Source organism: Haloarcula quadrata (assembly GCF_003634715.1).
Lineage (GTDB): Archaea > Halobacteriota > Halobacteria > Halobacteriales > Haloarculaceae > Haloarcula > Haloarcula marismortui.
This window is the reverse complement of the sequence record NZ_RBWW01000002.1, coordinates 286,080-305,397: the sequence shown is the minus strand read 5'-3', so window position 1 is coordinate 305,397 and position 19,318 is coordinate 286,080. Positions and strand designations below refer to the sequence as shown.

Here is a 19,318-nt window from a genome sequence, read left to right as displayed (position 1 = left end):
CAGGCTACCAGCTATGGACAGTCAAACCGGTGTGACCAGACGGCGACTGCTTCTCGGTCTCGGAAGCGGACTCGGTCTGCTTGGGGGTGGCGGTGCCTACGTGTACTGGTCGCTGCAGGGCGACTCCGGCGAGTATACTGCGCCGAACTCACAGCCAGTCGTCACTACGCGCGGACTTCTCGACTCAGCCGAGGAACCGGCCGCTGAGACCGAGGGCGCGTGGTCGTTCGACGACGCGTCGGAGGTGTTCCTGTTCGTCCACGGATTCAGTACCGACGCTGAGACGGCGCGAGATAATGCCTACACAGCGCAGCTAGCGCTCGGAGAGTCCACATCCGCACCGGTTGTCGCATACAGTTGGGATTCCGACGTCGAATGGGAGCAGGCCAAGGACAACGCTGTGGCGAACCGTACTCTCCTCGCCCAGTGGCTGATGGAGTGGGCCGAAACCGACGGGCGACCCGTCCACGTGCTCGCCCATTCGCTTGGCGCGCGGGTGACCGGCGAGACGCTTCGCGTGCTTGCCGAGCAAGGAGCGACAGACGTGCTTGCTTCGGTGTCACTACTCGGCGGCGCTATTCCCTACGATAGCGTGGTGCAAGGTGGCCGTTACGGCGACGCTATCGAGGCTGTTGACGCTCCGGTGTCGAACTTCTACAGCCAGAATGACAAGGTCCTCTCGTGGGTGTACCGGGCGTCGGACCGGGCACACGCCGTCGGCCACGCTGGAACGCGTGACGCTGGGCCGCTTCCCGACGGCTACCAAGACGTGAATGTCACTGACCTTGTTGCCGACCACTACTCGTACTTCGAACCGGGTGAGGGCTGTCTGGCGCGTGTCGTTGCTGAAATCGAGTGATGTGGCTCTGCCTTCACTGCTGCTAATAGAACTATATACGGCGGAAGTGTTATCTCAACTATGGGAACTGCTGTCAGACCAACGGCTGCTACGCGCCGGAGTGGAACATGAGCCTCTTTACTGCTGTTGTCGTTTTCGTGGTGGGGCTGCTCTCAGGCATCGTTGTCCGGTGGGTCGCTGGACTTGCTGCCGTTCTTGCGCTCGTTCTGGTGCTGTTGGGTGTCACCACGCCGGATATCGGTCTGGTAAACTTCGTGGTCGAACAGTACTACCAGGGTAACGAACTGCTGTTTCTCGCCGGATTGCTGTTCGGGCTGGACGCCGAACACACCAGAGATACTGTCGAGGGGTAACTCACAATCCTCGAACTCGCTGAGCCTGTTGGACTGGCGTTTCGGGGGAAGTGTCCACCAATGACGAGCGTTTGAGTGCGCTGTCACAGCGTTGCTGGTCCAGATAAACCGTGGTTACGCTTCAGGACAGAAAATATACGAATGGCGGATATCGCTGTCATACGTGAGTGACCCCGCGGGCGTTCTGAGTAGCGTTGCAACTGAGTAGAGGTCGCCGGCCGCTCCCGCTGTATTGAACAGCAGGGCGAGGAAGGCTGCGAACGCGAGAAGCGGGAGTGGAATGAACAACACGGGGAGAAGCAACGCGTCGAGTACAACGAGCGGCGCGATGCCGACGATAATATTGTGAGTCCGCACCTGAAACTGATGAAACGCTGCCACATAAAACGCGCCGAGCTGTGGGGCCACGCCGTAGGAAACATCGTAGCCGAACCATCGATAGGCGAGCCCGTGAACTAGTTCATGGAGCACAGTAGCTGCGACAATCGTGCCGATGCATGTGACCGCGACCAGCCCAGACGCGAGCGTGAACGTGATGCCTGTGGCGGTTTCGTCGACCGAAAAAACGGCGTCGAGCGCGGTTCCCTGGGCGTACCAGAGTATGCCGCCGAACACCACCGCAGCGACCGGTACCAGCACACTCACGAGACCGAGTATCACCAGCGGCGGGTATCGAAACGGCCGGGGTGACTGATAGCCCGCCGGCGTTGCAGGGCGCAACGTGTCGGCGGGAGTGTAATCGCTTGTCGGCATACCCGTGATTCAGCCGGAGGACTGAAAAATCAGGATGTCACTTTCGCCCGGTTGTAACTGAGAAGCAACCAGTCACTGCCGGTTGGTTCGACAGCAGGCGGCGAGCATATATTCGCTCTCATACAGCTATATAGAACTCATATAAAGCACCTATACCAGATTCACCGATGTTTCACAAACGACCTTACATAGATGGCTTCACCACCGACGTTTCATCCGGACCTCGGCGCACCACACCAGCGAATCCGCGGTCACAGATGGGAGGAAATCTACGTTGTCGGCGACGTCCACGGGTGTCGTCCGACCCTCGAACGCCTCCTGAACCGGTTAGACCCCACCCCGGACGAACTCGTGGTCTTCGTTGGTGACCTCGTCCGAAAAGGTCCGGACAGCGCTGGTGTCGTCGACATGGTCCGGCACACGCCGAACTTCCTCACCGTCCGTGGCAACAACGAGCAGAAACTCATCGACGGCCGCAAATCGATTCCGTCGTTGACCGACGACGACCTCTCGTGGATGGCGTCGCTCCCGGTGGCAATCTCGTGGGACGATTCGCTGGTCGTCCACGGTGGCGTCGACCACCGCAAGTCAATCGCGGAGCACGAACTGACTGAACTGCTGAACATGCGCTCACTTGTTCCGGACGGAAGCTACGACCGCCCGTACTGGTTCGAAACACGCCGTGCTGACCCTCGCATCTTCTTCGGTCACACGGTGCTTTCCGAGCCATTCGAGACACCTACTGCGGTTGGTCTAGACACCGGGTGCGTTTACGGCGGGCAGTTGACGGCGTACCAGTGCTCGACGCAGGAGTTCGTCACGGTGGACCCGGAGACGACCCACGAAGCCCGGTCGTCCGATAGCATCGTCGACCCGGAGCGTGCCCCGCCGACATCAACGTAACCCGATGGACCACGATTTAGAACCCCCCATCCCCGCGTACGAGCCAGCGGATGTCGACCTGACCGACTCGTCGCTGTATCTCAACCGTGAATTGAGTGCGCTCGCGTTCCAGCGGCGCGTGCTCCACGAGGCGCTGGACGAACGGAATCCGCTGTTGGAACGGGTCCGGTTCCTCGCTATCGTCACTCGCAATCTCGACGAATTCACGATGAAACGCATCGGCGGCCTCAAACAGCAGATAGAAGCCGACGTGACCGAAACGGCCCCAGACGGTCGAACGCCCGAGGAGCAGTTGGCGGCGGTCCACGAGACCCTGCGGCCGATGCTAGCGACGCAGGCCCGCTGTTACCGCGACGCGATTCGTCCCGCGCTTGCTGCGGAAGGTATCGAGATTCTCGACTACGACGACGCTGCTGCCGCGGAACAGTCTGAACTGCGAACCTACTTTGAGGAGTCTGTGTTGCCGACCCTGACACCGCTTTCGTTCGACCCGGCACATCCGTTCCCGTTTATTTCTAATCGGTCGCTCTCGCTCGCTGTTCTCACCCGGCATCCGAACGCCGAGGACCCGACGTTCACCCGAATCAAGATTCCGCCGAACAGGCCGCGGTTGGTCCAACTCGGGGACGATACTCGATACGTACTGCTTGAGGAGGTCATCCGTGCGAACCTCGATCTGCTGCTGCCGAACGTCGAAATCGTCGACACGGCCCTGTTCCGACTGACCCGCAACGCGGAGGTCCGACGTAATCAGGAGATTGCCGAGGACCTCATTGACATGGTCGAAGACGTCCTCGAACAGCGGCGATTCGCGTCGGTTGTCAGAATGGAACTCTCTCCCGACGCCGACTCCCGTATTCGCTCGACGCTCGCGACACAGCTCGGTCTCGACGAGCGCGAGATATACGACCTCTCGGGTCCGCTGGATTACCGGGATTTCGCGGAGTTGACCGACCTTGACCGACCGGACCTCTCGCTGGACGAGTGGACGCCACAGCCACACCCCCGTCTCAACGGTCACCGACAGCAGTCGTTCGGGAGGCCGGATACGACGGACCCGAGTGTCTTCCGGCGCATTCAGGACGGAGACATCTTGCTGTATCACCCGTACCACGACTTCACGGACACCGTCCAGCGGTTTCTCTCAGCAGCAGCTGAAGACCCGGACGTTCTGGCGGTGAAAGCAGCTATCTACCGGACCGCAAGCGACTCACAGATCATCCAGTCGCTGATAACGGCCGCTGAAAACGGGAAACAGGTGGCGGTGATGGTCGAACTGAAGGCCCGCTTCGACGAGCAGAACAACCTCGAATGGGTTCGCAAACTGGAGGAAAACGGTATCCACGTCGCCTACGGAACGGTGGGGCTGAAGACCCATACGAAGACGGCGCTGGTCGTTCGGGAGGAAGACGACGGCGTCGAACTGTACTCCCACATCGGCACGGGGAACTATCACTCCGAGACGGCGAAGGGATACGTCGACCTCGGACTGTTGACCGCCGACCGTGACATCGGCCGCGACCTGACCAAGGTGTTCAATTTCTTCACCGGGCCGTCGCTGGACGAGGAGTTCCGCGAACTCCTCATCGCACCGGTGACCATGCGCAAGGAGTTCACCCGGTGCATCCGTCGGGAAGCACAGCACGCACAGGCCGGTCGGCCTGCCCGTATTGTCGCAAAAATCAACGGACTCGAAGACCCCGGTATCGTCGCCGAACTGTACCGCGCATCGATGGCAGGCGTCGACATCGACCTCATCATCCGCGATATCTGCCGCCTCCGACCCGGACTGGAAGGCATCAGCGAAAACATCTCGGTGTACTCGCTCGTCGGCCGCTTTCTAGAGCATTCCCGTATCTTCTACTTCGAGAACGGCGCACGGGGCGACCCCGCTACCGAAGACGACTGGGGCGACCCCGAGTACTACATCGGTAGCGCCGACTGGATGACTCGCAACCTCGATTACCGGGTCGAAGCAGTCACACCCGTGACAAGCCCCAAAATCCAGCGCCAACTCCGTTTCACCCTCGACCTCCTCCTCTCGGACAACCGCAAGCTCTGGGAGATGGACAGCGACGGCGAGTACCACCAGCGGTATCCGGACGACGGCGAGCGCGTGATCAGCGCACAGGACATCCTGATGCGAGAAGCGCTAAAAGCCGGTCGCTCTGAGAACCTCATTACAGGTATCCCCGGTGACTATCCGATAGCCGGTGATCTCTGTATCGCAGGCGAGAGCACCCGGCAGGCGGCGGCAGATACCGCTGAGGGTAACCCAACTGAAGTCACAGATGGTGGGGAGACCGACGAGGTACTTTCGACGTACGGCGACCGGTGGTACGTCCCGGACAGCGTCGTGTACAACTACGCTGTTCGAACACCCGATGGAGAGCGGCGCTACCTCAAAACCAAAGCTGGCGTCACTGATCTCCTCGAACGACTGTATAGCGATACGGAATAGCTATTCGGCTATACTATTTCTCAGTTTCTTTTCGGCTCAGTAACTGCGTTGCCCCATCAATATGGGACCGCTTCACACAAAATGTGTTTTAATCCTTCACGAGGCCTATGAGCATGGCCTATCGAGTGTCCCGATGTAACTATGGACTTACAGGAATTCGTCCGCTCCAACGCCCCCGCAGACGGCGGCGATGGCTTCCAGAAGGAGAACAACAGACTGCTCGATATCCCACTCGATGGGACTGTGGTGGTCAAAGCCGGGTCGATGGTCGCGTACACCGGCGAGGTCACGTTCACTGGCAAATCCTCGGCGGAAGGCGGTATCACGGGCTTCGTCAAGGAGGCCGTGAGCGGCGAAGGGACGCCAGTCATGGAGGCCGAAGGGAGCGGCCACCTCTACGTGGCCGAGAACGGCAAGAAGGTACAGGTGCTGGCACTCGATGACGGAGAATCGATATCGGTCAACGGCACTGACGTGCTCGCGTTCGAATCAACTATCGACTACGAAATCAACACTGTCGGCAGTCTCTCTGGCATGGCTGCTGGCGGCCTGACGAACGTCTACCTCACCGGCCCCGGCGAAGTCGCGCTGACGACACACGGCGACCCGCTGGTGATGACGCCGCCGGTCTTCACCGACCCGGACGCGACCGTTGCGTGGAGTTCGAACCTCTCGCCGTCTATCGAGATGAACAAGACCTTCGAAATCGGCCAGACCTCTGGGGAATCGATCCAGATGGAGTTTACCGGTGACGACGGCTTTGTCGTCATCCAGCCAAACGAGGAAGGGTCTGTCACGCAGAGCCAGAGCTAATCGCCGCCGAGTTACCGCGTCGAAGACACCGAGCGCTTGCGGAGTCGTCCCCGAACGAACGGCCGGATTGGCGTTATGCCCAGATTGAGTCGCTCGATTTCGACGACATCGAACGACTGGTCAGCGACGAGCCGTGTCCCCGTCTGTCGGGTCAGATGGCACCCGCCGGCGAGTCGTTTCCAGAGCGGTGCGAGCGCCGACTGTAGCCGGGCGCGCCAGCCGTCGTCGATGACGTGCTCGAAGAAACGCAGTTCGCCGCCGGGTTTGAGGACGCGGGTGATTTCACTCATCGCGGATTCAATGTCCGGAATCGTACAGAACACCATCGACGTGATGACGACGTCGAAGGTGTCCTCGTCGTACGGGAGGGCTTCGGCCGGTGACGACTCGATATGAATCGGCGTGGCCTGCGTGTTCGCCTGCTCCGCTGCCTGCCGCCGCATATGTGGGTCCGGCTCGATAGCGTGAAACTCCGTCGAGGCGGTCGCAACGCTCTCGAAATACGGAAACATCGCGCCGGTTCCAGCGCCAAGATCCAGCACCGTTCCATCCAGATTCGCTACCAGATACTCACGATGTGGTCGCAAGAGCGTCCGCTCGATGAGCGCCGTTGCTGGGTCGTAGACCGCCGCAAATAACGGTGCTGAAGGTTCCTGACTGGGGTTCGGTTCAGGGGACACGCCAGTAGTACTGATGGCTCCCCTGAAAGCATTGGGTCATCTGAAGGGTGTCACACGCGCTCGTCACTCATTGCTGTCAGTCCCCGTCTGCCGACATCTCGATGCCTGCCTCGTCAATGTCGACTTTGGTTTCGGTGAGGTCGCTGTCTCGCCACGTCCCGCGTCGATACCAGCCGTACGCGATAATCGCTCCCGCGACATTTGAGACGGCGAACGATATCCAGATTCCGGTTTCGCCGAACGGCACAGCGGCGAACCACGCAATCGGGAAGCGGATAACGCCGAGCATCAACACCGATATCGCTGCGGCGGTGAGCGTCTTTCCGGCACCACGGAAGCTCCCGGTGTAGGCCCGCATGATGCCGATGAATCCGAAGGAAAGCGCGACGTAGCGGAGGAACTGCGTCGTGATTTCGACGACTTCGGGGTCCGTCGTGAACAGGTCGGCTATCGGTGCGGCGGTGAACCAGACGAGCACGCCAGCCAGGGAGAGCACGCCGAACAGGACCGTCGCTGCAAGGCCAGCTGCCTTCGCTGCCCGGTCCGGCCTGTCGGCCCCCATGTTCTGGCCAGTCATCGTCTCAACGCCACGCGCAACTGCGATGGCCGGCAGGAAGACGACCGAGAACACGCGCGTCCCGATGCCGTAGGCGGCGACGACCGTATCTGGGAACATTGCAACGATGACCAGCAGCAGGTTCATCGACAGCGCACGGCCCGTCCCTTCGATGGAGGCAGGCAGGCCGATGCGAACGAGACGGCGGAGATACGACAGGTCTGGGGCCATATCGCGGAGGTGAATCTGGACGCCGCGGTTCCCTCGGAACATAATTGCCAGCCCGACGACCAGCGCCAGCGCCCGCGAAAAGACGGTCGCGATGGCAGCCCCTTCGATGCCGAGTTCGGGGAACGAGATGGTCCCGACGAGCGGTGCGTTCTCGACGACCGTCCAGCCGAAGATCAGGAACGGGTCGATGATGATGTTGAGGACGACCGAGCCGAACATGACGAGCATCGGCGTTATCGTGTCACCGTAGCCCCGCATCAGCGCGACGAAGACGAAGAAGCCGAACATGAACAACAGACCCAGCGAAATGACTTCCATGTAGCTGGTCGCCATGGGAAGGACGTCTTCGGACGCGCCCATCAGGCTGAGAAACGTATCGACGCCGAGATAGCCCACGATACCGAGACCAAACGAGACGATGACGGCGAACGTTACCGTCTGGGACGCAGCGTACTCGGCTTCGCGCTCCTCGCCTGCGCCGGTAAACTGTGCGACGAGGACGCTGCCGGCGACGGATATCCCCATCCCGAGCGAGATAAGTAGGAACACCATCGGGAACGCGAAACTGATCGCCGCCAGCGCGTCCGTGCTGTACTGGCCGAGCCAGAACGTGTCCGCGAGGTTGTACGCAGTCTGGAAGAGATTCGTGATGACAATCGGCATCGAGAGGAAAAACAGCGGCTTCCCGATGCCACCCGACGTGAGGTCGAATTCCTCGGGGCCTTTGAACAGCGAACGAACGCGACTCCCAATCCCCATCAGCGGGTCGCCTCCGCTGGTGCGTCCGCAAAGAGGTGTGTCTCAGCGTATCGCGTAATCGTCTCGTTGAATCGGTCTATCGAACGGTCTGTGGCGACGTGTCGGGTATGGGCACCTGTAATCGTCGTCACGAGGAACTCCGCTGCAACACTCGGCTCGACTGTGTCATCGAATTCACCGGTTTCGATGCCGGCTACGATGATTTCCCGCAACTGGTCAAAGAGCACGGCATCGAACCTGGCCAGTTGTGTCCGGAAGGCGTCGTTGTACGGGGCCTGTGCCTTTATTTCGAGTAGTGCTGTTCTGAACTCTTGGCCGGGTATCGTTCGCCCGTCAGTGAGAACCGTGTCTAACAGCGAATCGAGTTCTTCCCGCGGTGTACTCCCGTCGACGCCCGTTATTTTTGCAGTGTATCGTTCGTACAAGAAGTCCAGAAACTCGGCAAAGAGGTTCTCTTTGCTGTCGTAGTAGTAGTGAATAGACGCTTTGCTCCGGTCCGCCTCGGCAGCGATGTCTTTGACCGTGAGTGCGGCGTACCCGTGCTGGCAGAGGGCGCGGTACGTCGCCGCAAGAATTTCGGTAGCTGTATCGTCATCCATAACGGCTGTGACAAAACTTACTAACTGGTTAGTCAAAAACGCTTTGAACCCCACAAACTAAATTATAAACGATACATAGGCCGAATCAAGCACCGAAAGACTAACTAACCAATAATCTGACTGAGCAATAGTATCGGGGTCACAACCGTTATCCAACCATGGTCGAAACCGTTACGCAATGGCTGGACCATCGGACCGCACCTTCTCGGACCAGACCGAGGAGATAATGCAGGCGACCTACCGGGCGTTGCGCGAGCATGGGTACGCTGACCTCACGATACAACGGATCGCGGACGAGTACGGCAAATCGACGGCTGCAGTGCACTACTACTACGACACGAAAGACGACCTTCTTGCGGCCTTTCTCGATTATTTGCTGGAGCGGTTCGTCGATTCGATTCACGATGTCGAGACAACGGACCCTGAAGCACGGCTGAACCTCCTGCTCGACGAACTGCTTGTCAAACCGCAGGAAAACCCCGACCTCTCGGTCGCTCTGCTAGAGATGCGGAGTCAAGCCCCGTACAAGGAGGCGTTCAGCGACCGGTTCCGACAGAACGACGAGTATGTTCGGTATATGCTCAAGGCAGTCATCAACCATGGGATCGACGAGGGCGTATTTACTGATGTCGACGCGGAGCACGTTACCCGTTCGCTGCTGACGATCATCGACGGTGCCCGGACTCGAGCCGTGATGCTAGACGACACTGAGGAACTCGAAACGGCCCGACAGACGGCGAGTGAGTACGCCGACGCGATGTTACAGTAGTAGCCCACCGGCCAGCCGCCATGTACCTGTCCCACAGCGTCCCGACTGTTGTTAGCTGGAACCCTCGGTCACACCGCGAATAATCTCACGACCAGAGGGCAATCAGCGCGATAACGACTGGAACACCTGTGAGTACAACAATAACGAACTTCCCGAATACCATCCACATCTCGGCAATATGGATACCGGCAATTAAGAGGTTGAACAGGAACAGTACCATATCACCTGCGCCGCTGTTCTGGAGGGGAGCAGCTAGCACTGCGAGCGAGACTATCTCAGTGTCTAGCTGCATACTCTCAAAAAACGACGACGTATCGTCACGACGGTACCGAACTCTGCTGCTGCAAACGCACAGCTACCCGTTTCGGCCCGTTTGAACAGCCGACGGGTTGCCTACGAGTCCACAGCATCGCCGCCTGCAACACTCTGTTCTGCAGGCGGCTGAATGGTCAGGTGGTCCCGCATCGATTCGATGAGGGACGCCGGCAATCGAATATCGCCGTCGGAATCCCGTTCAACGCCAAATATCTCTTGAATGTCGCTGTTGATGACAATCGTCTGGAGTTCTCCCGTAGTTGTATTGATCGTAATGTTTTGTAGTGTGCCGACTTCGCGGCCATCGGTACTCACGACCCGGACGTTGGAGAGCTGGTTTGCGAGGACCGTTCGCATACTAGTCAATCATACCGAAATTATCATAAAATTACTGCATTTCTCACAACTCTCTGCGCCCTCTCCCCTCTTACTGCAAGATCATTGCCTACGTGGATGCCACGAATACTGTCGCCACTGAACCATCGTCACAGATATTACCGTTTATATCGCAGCGAATTCGCCGCCTCACCGATCAGATCAGCATTACCGAGTTCAACGCGGTTTTAACCTATCGCTGGTGCTTTTTCAGTCCCGGTGTAACCGCTACCCGTATGCCAGCGAATGGCCCTCCACTTGCGATGCGGTACTGTTGGCAGCATCGCTCTCAAACGCACGCACAGTCGCCCGCACCACGGGAGGTGGTTCTGTGAGCGTCCGGTCGGTGGCGCTAGCCGCGGTGCTTATCGCCGCGGCAGCGACGGGTCCGGGGCTTGCTGCCGCGGAGCAGCAGGCCACGGTCTCAGAGGATAGCTTCCCGCTGCACGCTGACGAACAACAGGTGGTCACTGGGGAGACCACACTGGAACCCGGGACAGAGATGACGGTCAGAATCAAGTCAGCCAACGCGTCGAACCCGTTCCTTTCTCAAAGGCAGGTCAGAGTGCAACCCAATGGGACGTTCGTCGCCCAGTTCGATATGTCGCACATGCCAGCGAACATATCCTACGAACTGTCCGCTCATGTCGACGGCGACACGCTGTTTGAACGTACTGAGACCATCGCCCCGTGTGACGGCGACTGTACTGATACGGTACCGGAGACAGCGACCCCGAAGCAGACTGACGACGGCGAAAACACTGTCACGGTCTCCCAGGGCGACACCGCCGAAATACCGGTCTCTATGACTGACGGAGGGACCAAAACGCTCTCTGTTGGAAGCGAAGCGACCAACTACCGGATCAACGCGACCGTCAGTGACGACGACAGCGACGGCGAGGTGCTGGTCCTCTTTGACACTGCGGTCGCCGGCACTGAGGGGGCGACGCTTCGCGTGGCAGACGATGGTGACTCGCTGACCGTGACCGAGTCGGAGCCGGACCTCCCGTCGACCCTTGACCCCGCCGCGTACCCGTACCGCGTGTTCGATGGGCAGTCGACTGACGGGACACCGACTGTCGGCCGGCTTATCATCGAAGCTAATGGGACAGCAAACGAGCAGTTCGAGGTCGAAGAATCGGCCGACTTCGGGCTGGAAGAACCAGTCGTCAAAGGGCGGCAAGGAGAGACTGCTCGAATCCATGTCGTCCTTGCGACCGCTGACGCGGCCACCATCTCTATCGGGAGCCCGGAAATCAACTACGAGATCAATGCGACCGTCCGTGACGGGAACGGCGATGCCCGTGTCGCTCTCCTGTTTGACACCACGGCGGCCGGCCACGACGAACCGACCCTCGAAACCGCTGCGGATGCCGATGCCGTGGCGGTTGAATCCGGCTCGGAGGTCGCCCTCGATTCGCAACTTGACGCGGGCACCTACGACTTGTCGCTGTACCGTGGGACTGAGATGGATGGCCGGCCCGACACGGTCGGCACGTTGCTCATCACAGATGGGAACACCACATCTACAGACGCGTCTTCCGACGGCGTCGATTCAGTTACCGGCGAAACATCGGCTCCACAGCAGTCACAGGCTGGTGACTTGGGGATCAGTGCTGGTGCTCTCGCTGTCGGCGGCATCCTCGCTATCGTTGGCGTGGGGATCTGCCTTCGGTCCGTCATGAACTGATCCCAAGACAGTCGTCTCGAAACACGGTTTTTGAACCCATCTCGAAAGTGTCTAAAGTGGCATCCACTGTCAGAGGCCTGCTCTCACTGGTGTACCCACGACCGCGGCCTCGGGGCTAGATCGGTGAGCCGTGCGTTTTTGCCCGGAAACCGGTCACGGTTGAACTGTCGTTTTTTGTACTGTCTCGCGGACAGTCACTCGCCAGTCAGTAGCGCAGCGAGACCGAGAACGGTGAGACAGAGACAGAAAAACAGCACGCCCGGCTCGACGACTTCGAAAACGAACCACGCGAGTGTGCTGGTGCCACTGACGGGCCCGGTCTGTGGACTCGCAGGAGCTAAGACCCCGGCTCCGGCGGTTGCGTCTGCCAGTCGCTTTGCACCCCACTGAACGAAGAGACTCGCAAACCCAATCAGCCCGACCCCAGTAACAACATCGGTCATCGACTGTTGGATACGCGGCGCCAGGTCGCGGTCGCCGACCAGCACAATCGGGTCGCTGGCGGGACCGTACACGGTCATCTCGTTACCTTTCGAGGAGTACACCGTTTCGACCGGTTCGATGAGTTCCGCATCCTTGAGATTCGAGATGTGGTAGTGGACGTTCTGGACCGACGTGTCACACCGGTCCGCTATCTCGGATGGCGTTCCAGGCTCGTCGTACAGCGTGCGGAACAGCGACCGGCTGGTGTCCGACGCGAGCGCGTCGAACACGTCGTCGGTTTCGTTCTCTGCAACACCGAGTACCCGCGGTGATTCGTCTGCTGTCCCGGTCCGCTCCTGTATCGTTTCGATCGGGCTCGACATGGCGTCACTGTCGGATATATGATACGGGACTCCTCAAAGGTCTGTGGCTGGCTTAAAACGAGTTTTAACCATCAGTACGGTTCTGTGCTGCCCGGGCCGCGCGGACCGGTTCGACCGCCCCGTGACCGGTCGCGTTGTCGAGTCCCGGCCGTCCCACGTCCCTCGCAGTCTGTTCCAGCAGGTGCTCGGTTTCGTGGGGGGACAGCGACTCGTTTGCGTCCAGCAGCAGGGCCGCGGTGCCACCGACGTAGGGGACTGCGGCCGAAGACCCGACGAAGCCGTCAGGTGCGGCGGCGGCGAACTGCCTGTCCGGAGCCACGATGTCGACGCCGACCCGGTTATCGGCTGTCGGCCCACGCGAACTGAACGGTTCGAGCTGGTCGACACGGCTGTTGTACGCCCCGACAGTAATCACTTTACGGGCCGTCCCCGGAGCGACGATGCTGTTTCGAGCCGCCGTGTGCTGGAGGTCGTGCGTCGGAGACACGAGCCGTAACCGTGCGCCAGTCGGCGACGCTGGCCCGCGAATCACGAGATAGTAGTCGCCTGGTTTGACGTCGGCAACGATACGCTCGTTTGGCACGTCGTCGCCGCGGTAGGGCTGTGAGCGAGCGACGAGGCGGGAGTCGGTTCCATTTGTCCAGTGCAGTTCGACTGTGTACTGCTCGTCTGCGTATGCTCGTTCCCATGAGAGCCAGACCGTGATTTCGGTCCCACCTCTGATGTAATTCTGCCTGCTCCCGTTGGTAAACGCGACTGTCCGATTCTGGACGGTATCAGTGGTGTACTGCCCTGACCAGTGGGATTGTGCGAGATTACCAGCTGGGGCGATGAACACTGACCCACGCTCTGTCGCCTGTGTTGCGTTGCGGGCGACTGGCCCGGTTCCATCGCCTGGCTGCCCGTAGAAGGAAACGGGTGCGACGATCACGTCGATATCCTCTCGGACCAGCCAGTCGACTGCCTGTTGATAACTGTCGATGCTGTCAACCCGGGCGAGATACAGGTCAGCATCCGGTGCGGTCCGTGACACCACGGCGGCCGTTGCAGTCCCGTGAGCCTCGTGGGTATTGTGCACGGAACCAATCCCGAAGCTCCGTGTTTTGACGACTTGGCCGGCAATCGTTTTCGATTCCGTGTCGAATCCGGTCGGATCGACAATGCCGACCGTGACGTTCGAACCTGTGACTCCGGCCGCGTGGAGCCGTGCGAATCGGCCAGCTGCTCCGTCTGACACCGATACTGACGCGTCATCGGCCCTGTCCGGGCGGGAATCTGTCGGACCTGCCACCGCGAGCGTCGCGATGCTTCCAGTGAGTGACGCGATCGCGATGACGGCTAGCAGCAATACAGTCCGATCACGCACCCCTGACCACCTGCCGCGATAATACCGCCGGTCCGGGGGGCGCGGGTCTTGCAGTGAACACTGGTTGGGTACCGAGCACCGTACCGAGATGCTTGGCTACTCGGTGAGACACATTGCAGAGCACGTCGGCTGTGAAAACCGATACACGCACATCGACATAACAACAGTATAGCCGGCGGACACGTCGTTTCATCGTTACTTTCGGTCTGTGTAGTGTGGGACCCAACTGTAGTGCCAACGCACTGTGAATTGAGCGGTCGACAACGGGGAGAGCGGGCTGTACCCGTTGTCGTGTGGACATCCGGGCTGGGATGGAGTCCGGTTCGTGGAAACCGGTGGCACACGGGGAGGGCGCTGGCAGCCGGGACCTGTTACAGGCGGTCACCGGCATTTGACTCGTTGGACGGGAGCATAGTAAAGCTACCAGAGACTAAAAACTAGTTTTAAACGTCAGGTCGCGTGGTTGGCCACAACCCACATATTGGGCACTCGTCGTCAACAGAGTTGCACCGGAGTGTGAGATGGAAGATAATTTTGGGTCGGCCATCGGATTCCGACTGGATGTTGCGCCCTGACATTGGCCTGCCGAGATTCAGCGGCGGGCCGCTGGTTCCCGTTGCAACGTACCTCCTGGTGATTGTGGTCCTCTCCGGACTGATGACCATCTCCCCCGGCGCATCGCCGCCACCCGTCCTGGGAATGATCTGGGGTGTCTTCCTCGTTGCACTCACGGCTGGTGCGCTCAGAATCGAGACCGTCTCACTGCGCTCGCTACTCCCGCCTGTTCGCACACTGGTTCCCGTGATTGAGGTGGTCACCGCGTTCTGGGGACTGTACAACCTTGTTGCGGTCGCCCTCGCTATGGGTGGCATCTCTGGGTTCGAAGTCTCGCTGTCGAGAACCGCTGCCCACCCGCTGTTGTATCTCGCGGCACTTTTCAGTTCGCTGCTGTTCACTGCCATCCCGGAAGAACTTCTCTTCCGTACGTACCTGCAACAGAAAGTCACGAGGCTGGCCGGTGGGACAACTCGGCGGGCGGTGCTGTCTGGCATCGCTCTCGTTGCGGTCCTGTTCGCCCTCTTTCACCTGCCGCGGTGGTTTCTCGCTTCAGGGCACGGCGTTAGCTCCGCACTTGCGGCCAGACTCTTCGGATTGACGCTTATGGGGCTTGCTTACGGGAGCGTCTATGCGCTGACTGGCAACCTCTGGCTCGTCGCCCTGTTCCATGCATCAATGAATCATCCGCCGGTCATCGTATCGGTGAGCATCCCGTCCGAGCTACATCTGGTGGTCAGTGTGCTCGAATACACTGTCATGGTTTCGCTGGTCTACCTGACTGTCCGTCTGTCACGACGGCTCACCCCTTACCGGGTCACGGCGGGAGATATCTGCCTCGACCGAGAAGTAGGACGTGTCGGGGGTTCCGGGCTTGCTGCGTACGTTCTTCCCGTCTGCAGGTGCGGAGCAGCCCCAGACTGCTCTGCCAGTAGCTGTCTCTGGGTTGTTCATTATAGTTAATTAGTTATAAGTGACAGCTATTCTATGTGGTATATGGTTGTGTTAGACAATGTCAATGAACGCTGTTGTGTATAAGGGACCGAAAGAAGTGGCTGTCGAAGAAGTCGATGAACCAGAAATAGAGCACCCGAACGACGTACTTATCGACATCACGACGTCGTGCATCTGTGGGTCCGACCTCCATATGTACGAGGGGCGGACGGCAGCGGAACCCGGTATCGTGTTTGGACACGAGAACATGGGCATCGTCACCGAAGTCGGGGAGGCCGTCTCCTCGTTGGAGGAAGGCGACCGCGTCGTTGCGCCGTTCAACGTTGCCTGTGGCTTCTGTGAGAACTGCGAGGCTGGATACACCGGCTTCTGTACGAACGTCAATCCTGGCTTCGCCGGCGGAGCCTACGGGTACGTCGCCATGGGGCCATACAAGGGCGGGCAGGCCGAGAAGCTCCGTATTCCCTACGCAGACTTCAACGCGCTCAAACTCCCGGATGGGGATGAGCACGAGGACGCCTTTTCGCTGCTGGCGGACATCTTCCCGACAGGCTGGCACGGGACAGAACTCGCAAACCTCGAACCGGGCGACTCCGTCGCCATCTACGGGGCCGGTCCGGTCGGGCTGATGGCCGCTTACAGCGCGAAAATCAAGGGCGCAGCGGAGATTTACTCCGTAGACCGCGTTCCGAGCCGGCTCGAACTCGCGGAAGAACACTGCGACGCGACGCCAATCAACTTCGAGGACGGCAATCCGGTCGAGCAGATCAAAGCGCAACACGGCGGTGGCGTCGACAAGGGCGTAGACGCTGTTGGCTATCAGGCCATCGACCCGGATAAGGAAGCTGACGACGCGTACGACCCGGCGCGAGAGAACCCGGCCGTCGTCATCAACAACCTCATCCGAACGGTGAAACCGACCGGCGAACTGGGGATTCCAGGGCTCTACGTTCCAGAGGACCCGGGCGCGCCGGACGACATGGCCGCGCAGGGCCGCCTCGGTATCGACTTCGGACTGCTCTTCGAGAAGGGGCAGGCGCTCGGGACTGGCCAGTGTAACGTCAAGTCCTACAACCGGGAACTACGTGACCTGATTGACGAGGGTCGCGCCGACCCTAGCTGGGTCGTCTCTCACCGGGTCGGGCTTGAAGAGGCTCTCGAGATGTACGAGGCCTTCGACAACAGAGAAGAAGGTGTCACCAAGGTCCTGCTGGAGCCCTGACACCAGAACACCAGCCCATTTTTCGGCGATAGCTATACATCCTGCTACCCGGTATGGACAGCTATGTGTCAGTACTGTAGCTACCGGTTCCACGACGGCTGGACGCAGCTACTGTCCTATGATGATGTCTATCAGGCCGCGATGGGCGGCGACTCCGAGTCCACCTACGGGTTCCACGAGTCGTGGGACGAACTCCGCGAGGAAGTGGGCTACGGCGCAACCTGACTCACCCTTCCCGCGGGAACGGGTCACTGGCAAGCGTCTCCGTTCGCTCTTTGTCCGTAGCCAGACAGCCGTCAAGTTCAGCGATGAGTGTATCTCCGTCCATCTCCTGTCCAATAAAGACGAGCCGCGTGGACGGGTCGTCGTTGCCCCACTCCCCGATGGGTCCCGCCTGAACAGATGGGCCGGCCTGACTCACGCCCAGCACCGTCTCGGGCCTGCTGGCGACCCACGCAAACCCCTTCGCGCGGACGATAGCACCGTCCCAGTCGTCGAGCCAGTCATTGAACCGAACAGGGTGAAACGGCGTGTCTCGCCGATAGATGAGCGACTCGACGCCGTGTGCCGCTGCAGCCGACATCTCGTCGTCGTGTTCGTGGTCGGCATGGTCTTCTGCCCCGGCTAACGCCTGTTTCCAGCCCTGTCGTCGCTTGGCGTCCTCAAAATTAAAGCGTCCAGTCCCGAGTACGTCGCTAGGGTCGACTTCGCTGTACGTGGTTCGATGGATGGCTGCTCGAGGTTGGAGCGCCTTAACCGCGGCTTCTACGGCGTCCAGCGCGTCCGCGGGGACCATGTCACATTTGTTCAGGAGGAGTACGTCGCAGAACTCTATCTGGTCGACCAGGACCTCGGTGAGCGGGCGTTCGGGGTCGGGGGCGGCCTCCGGAAGCGATTCCTCGGGGTCGAACGCCTTCCAGAATCCGTAGGCGTCGACAACTGAAACCGTTGTATCTAGATGCAGTCCGTCGGGCGGGTCGCCCCCGTCCGGGCCGACTGTCAGCGTTCTGGCGATGGGAATCGGTTCGCTGATACCGGAGGCTTCGACGATGAGATAGTCAAACGTCCGCTCCTCGGCAAGTCGCGTCACCTCGGTGACGAGGTCGTCCTGCAGTCGGCAACAGATACACCCGTTCGAGAGGTCCACGACGCCCTCTTCTCCCGACTCTGCCTCGTCCGCGAGAAGCTCGGCGTCAACATTTATTTCCCCCATATCGTTGACGACGACAGCGATTCGCCTGCCTCCGGGCTCGCTTAACAACCTGTTTACCAGTGTTGTCTTCCCCGCGCCGAGTGGCCCGCTGATGACCGTCATTGGAACCGAGTCCGAGCTATCGGTAGCCATGCTATCACAACACACGTGTCAACACGTATTAAAGCCGTGTCCGGGTGCCAACTGGAGACGCAAGCCAGCACTTTGACTGTCACACCCGCTGAGCGAATGGCTTTATTTCGCCCCGACCAGAGATGCGACCATGGAACTGGAGACGGAGGCGTGGACTGATATGACCGAGGTCGAGACGGACCTTGCGCTGCTCCCCGTCGGAAGTACGGAACAACACGGGCCACACGCGCCGCTCGGAACGGATACACTCGACGCCGAAGTGGTCGCCGAACACGGTGCTGAGCGCCACGACGACCCCGTCGTCGTCGCACCGGCAGTCCCCGTCGGCGTCGCCGAGGAGCATCGGGCCTTTTCAGGGACGCTGTGGACCTCCGAATCGACGTTTCGGTCCTACGTCCGCGACATCGTCCGGAGCCTCGCCAGCCACGGCTGGGACCACGTGGTGCTGGTCAACGGCCACGGCGGCAACATCGACGCGTTGCGGGAAGTCGCGGGCACGATAGCCCGCCACGACGAGGCCTTTGCCGTCCCGTTCACGTGGTTCAACGCGGTCGGCGACCACAGCGCCGACATGGGCCATGGTGGGCCGCTGGAAACCTCGCTACTCCAGCATACGAACCCGGAGGCTGTCCACGAAGACCGGCTGGATGAGGCCGCGGACGGTGGCAGCGACGGCTGGGGGGAGTGGCAAAGCGGCGTCAACCTCGCGTTCGATTCCGACGAGTTCACCGAGAACGGCGTCGTCGGCGACCCGCGAGAGGGCAGCGCCGAACGCGGGGAGACGCTGCTGGAGCTGGCGACGGAGTCGCTCGTCGAACTCCTTGATGAAATCGCGGATCGGCCGGTCGGACCGCGTGAGTAAGCGGTGAAGAAAAACGCAGATAGCTGCTATTGAAACCACGCTAGCTGGTTCCTTCTCAACATAGTTCACACCTACTCTCTTAGTAAGAAAAA

The 19,318-nt window shown here is 60.0% G+C and carries 19 protein-coding genes and 1 pseudogene; 11 read left to right on the top strand and 9 right to left on the bottom strand.

What is annotated here, in order from left to right; genetic code table 11:
- Positions 1 to 13 precede the first annotated feature (13 nt).
- Together BDK61_RS18745 and BDK61_RS18740 are read left to right on the top strand one after the other, a co-directional pair.
- Positions 14 to 859, top strand: coding sequence for a DUF726 domain-containing protein (locus BDK61_RS18745; RefSeq protein WP_004965379.1), 846 nt, complete (start codon positions 14 to 16; stop codon positions 857 to 859).
- Positions 860 to 966: 107 nt separating this feature from the next.
- The gene (locus BDK61_RS18740) at positions 967 to 1,212 is read left to right on the top strand and encodes a hypothetical protein (protein WP_004965377.1); all 246 of its coding nucleotides are present in this window, start codon (positions 967 to 969) and stop codon (positions 1,210 to 1,212) included.
- 114 nt (positions 1,213 to 1,326) lie between these two features.
- Here BDK61_RS18740 and BDK61_RS18735 read toward each other — a convergent pair whose 3' ends face one another.
- Entirely contained in the window at positions 1,327 to 1,965 is a 639-nt protein-coding gene (locus BDK61_RS18735; protein WP_121304091.1) for a DUF3267 domain-containing protein, read from the bottom strand.
- 192 nt (positions 1,966 to 2,157) lie between these two features.
- Here BDK61_RS18735 and BDK61_RS18730 point away from each other — a divergent pair, with 192 nt between their 5' ends.
- The 3 genes from BDK61_RS18730 to BDK61_RS18720 all read left to right on the top strand — a co-directional run bounded on the left by BDK61_RS18730 (position 2,158) and on the right by BDK61_RS18720 (position 6,142).
- Complete coding sequence (locus BDK61_RS18730) at positions 2,158 to 2,868, top strand: metallophosphoesterase family protein (RefSeq protein ID WP_014031236.1); 711 nt, start codon at positions 2,158 to 2,160, stop codon at positions 2,866 to 2,868.
- 4 nt (positions 2,869 to 2,872) lie between these two features.
- Positions 2,873 to 5,329 carry a polyphosphate kinase 1 gene (ppk1, locus tag BDK61_RS18725; protein ID WP_121304089.1) on the top strand — a complete coding sequence of 819 codons (2,457 nt, stop codon included), beginning with the start codon at positions 2,873 to 2,875 and terminating at the stop codon, positions 5,327 to 5,329.
- Between the two features lie 141 nt (positions 5,330 to 5,470).
- On the top strand, positions 5,471 to 6,142 hold the full coding sequence (locus BDK61_RS18720; protein ID WP_121304088.1) for an AIM24 family protein: 672 nt from the start codon (positions 5,471 to 5,473) through the stop codon (positions 6,140 to 6,142).
- An 11-nt stretch (positions 6,143 to 6,153) separates the two neighbouring features.
- Here BDK61_RS18720 and BDK61_RS18715 read toward each other — a convergent pair whose 3' ends face one another.
- From BDK61_RS18715 to BDK61_RS18705, 3 genes are all read right to left on the bottom strand, one after another.
- Complete coding sequence (locus BDK61_RS18715; RefSeq protein WP_208644694.1) at positions 6,154 to 6,822, bottom strand: class I SAM-dependent methyltransferase; 669 nt, start codon at positions 6,820 to 6,822, stop codon at positions 6,154 to 6,156.
- Positions 6,823 to 6,898: 76 nt separating this feature from the next.
- Positions 6,899 to 8,368, bottom strand: coding sequence for an MATE family efflux transporter (locus BDK61_RS18710; RefSeq protein WP_007190581.1), 1,470 nt, complete (start codon positions 8,366 to 8,368; stop codon positions 6,899 to 6,901).
- Positions 8,368 to 8,967 carry a TetR/AcrR family transcriptional regulator gene (locus BDK61_RS18705; RefSeq protein WP_121304087.1) on the bottom strand — a complete coding sequence of 200 codons (600 nt, stop codon included), beginning with the start codon at positions 8,965 to 8,967 and terminating at the stop codon, positions 8,368 to 8,370. The genes BDK61_RS18710 and BDK61_RS18705 overlap by 1 nt, the downstream gene beginning before the upstream one ends.
- A gap of 178 nt (positions 8,968 to 9,145) precedes the next feature.
- Between BDK61_RS18705 and BDK61_RS18700 the strand changes: the two genes are divergently transcribed.
- Positions 9,146 to 9,736: a TetR family transcriptional regulator C-terminal domain-containing protein gene (locus tag BDK61_RS18700; RefSeq protein WP_004966015.1), complete on the top strand. Its 591-nt coding sequence runs from the start codon at positions 9,146 to 9,148 to the stop codon at positions 9,734 to 9,736.
- An 85-nt stretch (positions 9,737 to 9,821) separates the two neighbouring features.
- On the opposite strand, the gene BDK61_RS18695 is transcribed toward BDK61_RS18700, so the two are convergent.
- Both BDK61_RS18695 and BDK61_RS18690 read right to left on the bottom strand, forming a co-directional pair.
- A complete protein-coding gene (locus tag BDK61_RS18695; RefSeq protein WP_121304086.1) occupies positions 9,822 to 10,028 on the bottom strand; it encodes a hypothetical protein in 207 nt (68 codons plus the stop codon).
- 101 nt (positions 10,029 to 10,129) lie between these two features.
- Positions 10,130 to 10,408 carry a PRC-barrel domain-containing protein gene (locus BDK61_RS18690; protein WP_004966013.1) on the bottom strand — a complete coding sequence of 93 codons (279 nt, stop codon included), beginning with the start codon at positions 10,406 to 10,408 and terminating at the stop codon, positions 10,130 to 10,132.
- A gap of 349 nt (positions 10,409 to 10,757) precedes the next feature.
- Here BDK61_RS18690 and BDK61_RS18685 point away from each other — a divergent pair, with 349 nt between their 5' ends.
- Positions 10,758 to 12,116, top strand: coding sequence for a DUF7827 domain-containing protein (locus tag BDK61_RS18685; protein ID WP_004966012.1), 1,359 nt, complete (start codon positions 10,758 to 10,760; stop codon positions 12,114 to 12,116).
- 194 nt (positions 12,117 to 12,310) lie between these two features.
- On the opposite strand, the gene BDK61_RS18680 is transcribed toward BDK61_RS18685, so the two are convergent.
- Positions 12,311 to 12,922 (bottom strand): ArsR/SmtB family transcription factor, encoded by a 612-nt coding sequence (locus BDK61_RS18680; protein WP_011222710.1) that lies wholly within the window; start codon positions 12,920 to 12,922, stop codon positions 12,311 to 12,313.
- 64 nt (positions 12,923 to 12,986) lie between these two features.
- Positions 12,987 to 14,288, bottom strand: a complete 1,302-nt coding sequence (locus tag BDK61_RS18675; protein WP_121304085.1) for a S8 family serine peptidase — start codon at positions 14,286 to 14,288, stop codon at positions 12,987 to 12,989.
- Positions 14,289 to 14,849: 561 nt separating this feature from the next.
- On the opposite strand from BDK61_RS18675, the pseudogene BDK61_RS18670 reads away from it, so the two are divergent.
- The 3 genes and pseudogenes from BDK61_RS18670 (at position 14,850) to BDK61_RS23590 (ending at position 17,244) form a co-directional block, all read left to right on the top strand.
- Positions 14,850 to 15,696 (top strand): annotated as a pseudogene (locus BDK61_RS18670) (CPBP family glutamic-type intramembrane protease).
- 165 nt (positions 15,697 to 15,861) lie between these two features.
- Positions 15,862 to 17,019, top strand: coding sequence for a glutathione-independent formaldehyde dehydrogenase (locus BDK61_RS18665; protein WP_121304420.1), 1,158 nt, complete (start codon positions 15,862 to 15,864; stop codon positions 17,017 to 17,019).
- 63 nt (positions 17,020 to 17,082) lie between these two features.
- The gene (locus tag BDK61_RS23590; RefSeq protein WP_004966007.1) at positions 17,083 to 17,244 is read left to right on the top strand and encodes a hypothetical protein; all 162 of its coding nucleotides are present in this window, start codon (positions 17,083 to 17,085) and stop codon (positions 17,242 to 17,244) included.
- A 1-nt stretch (position 17,245) separates the two neighbouring features.
- On the opposite strand, the gene BDK61_RS18660 is transcribed toward BDK61_RS23590, so the two are convergent.
- The gene (locus BDK61_RS18660; protein WP_121304418.1) at positions 17,246 to 18,334 is read right to left on the bottom strand and encodes a CobW family GTP-binding protein; all 1,089 of its coding nucleotides are present in this window, start codon (positions 18,332 to 18,334) and stop codon (positions 17,246 to 17,248) included.
- Between the two features lie 160 nt (positions 18,335 to 18,494).
- On the opposite strand from BDK61_RS18660, the gene BDK61_RS18655 reads away from it, so the two are divergent.
- Positions 18,495 to 19,226 carry a creatininase family protein gene (locus tag BDK61_RS18655; protein WP_121304084.1) on the top strand — a complete coding sequence of 244 codons (732 nt, stop codon included), beginning with the start codon at positions 18,495 to 18,497 and terminating at the stop codon, positions 19,224 to 19,226.
- Positions 19,227 to 19,318: the final 92 nt, after the last annotated feature.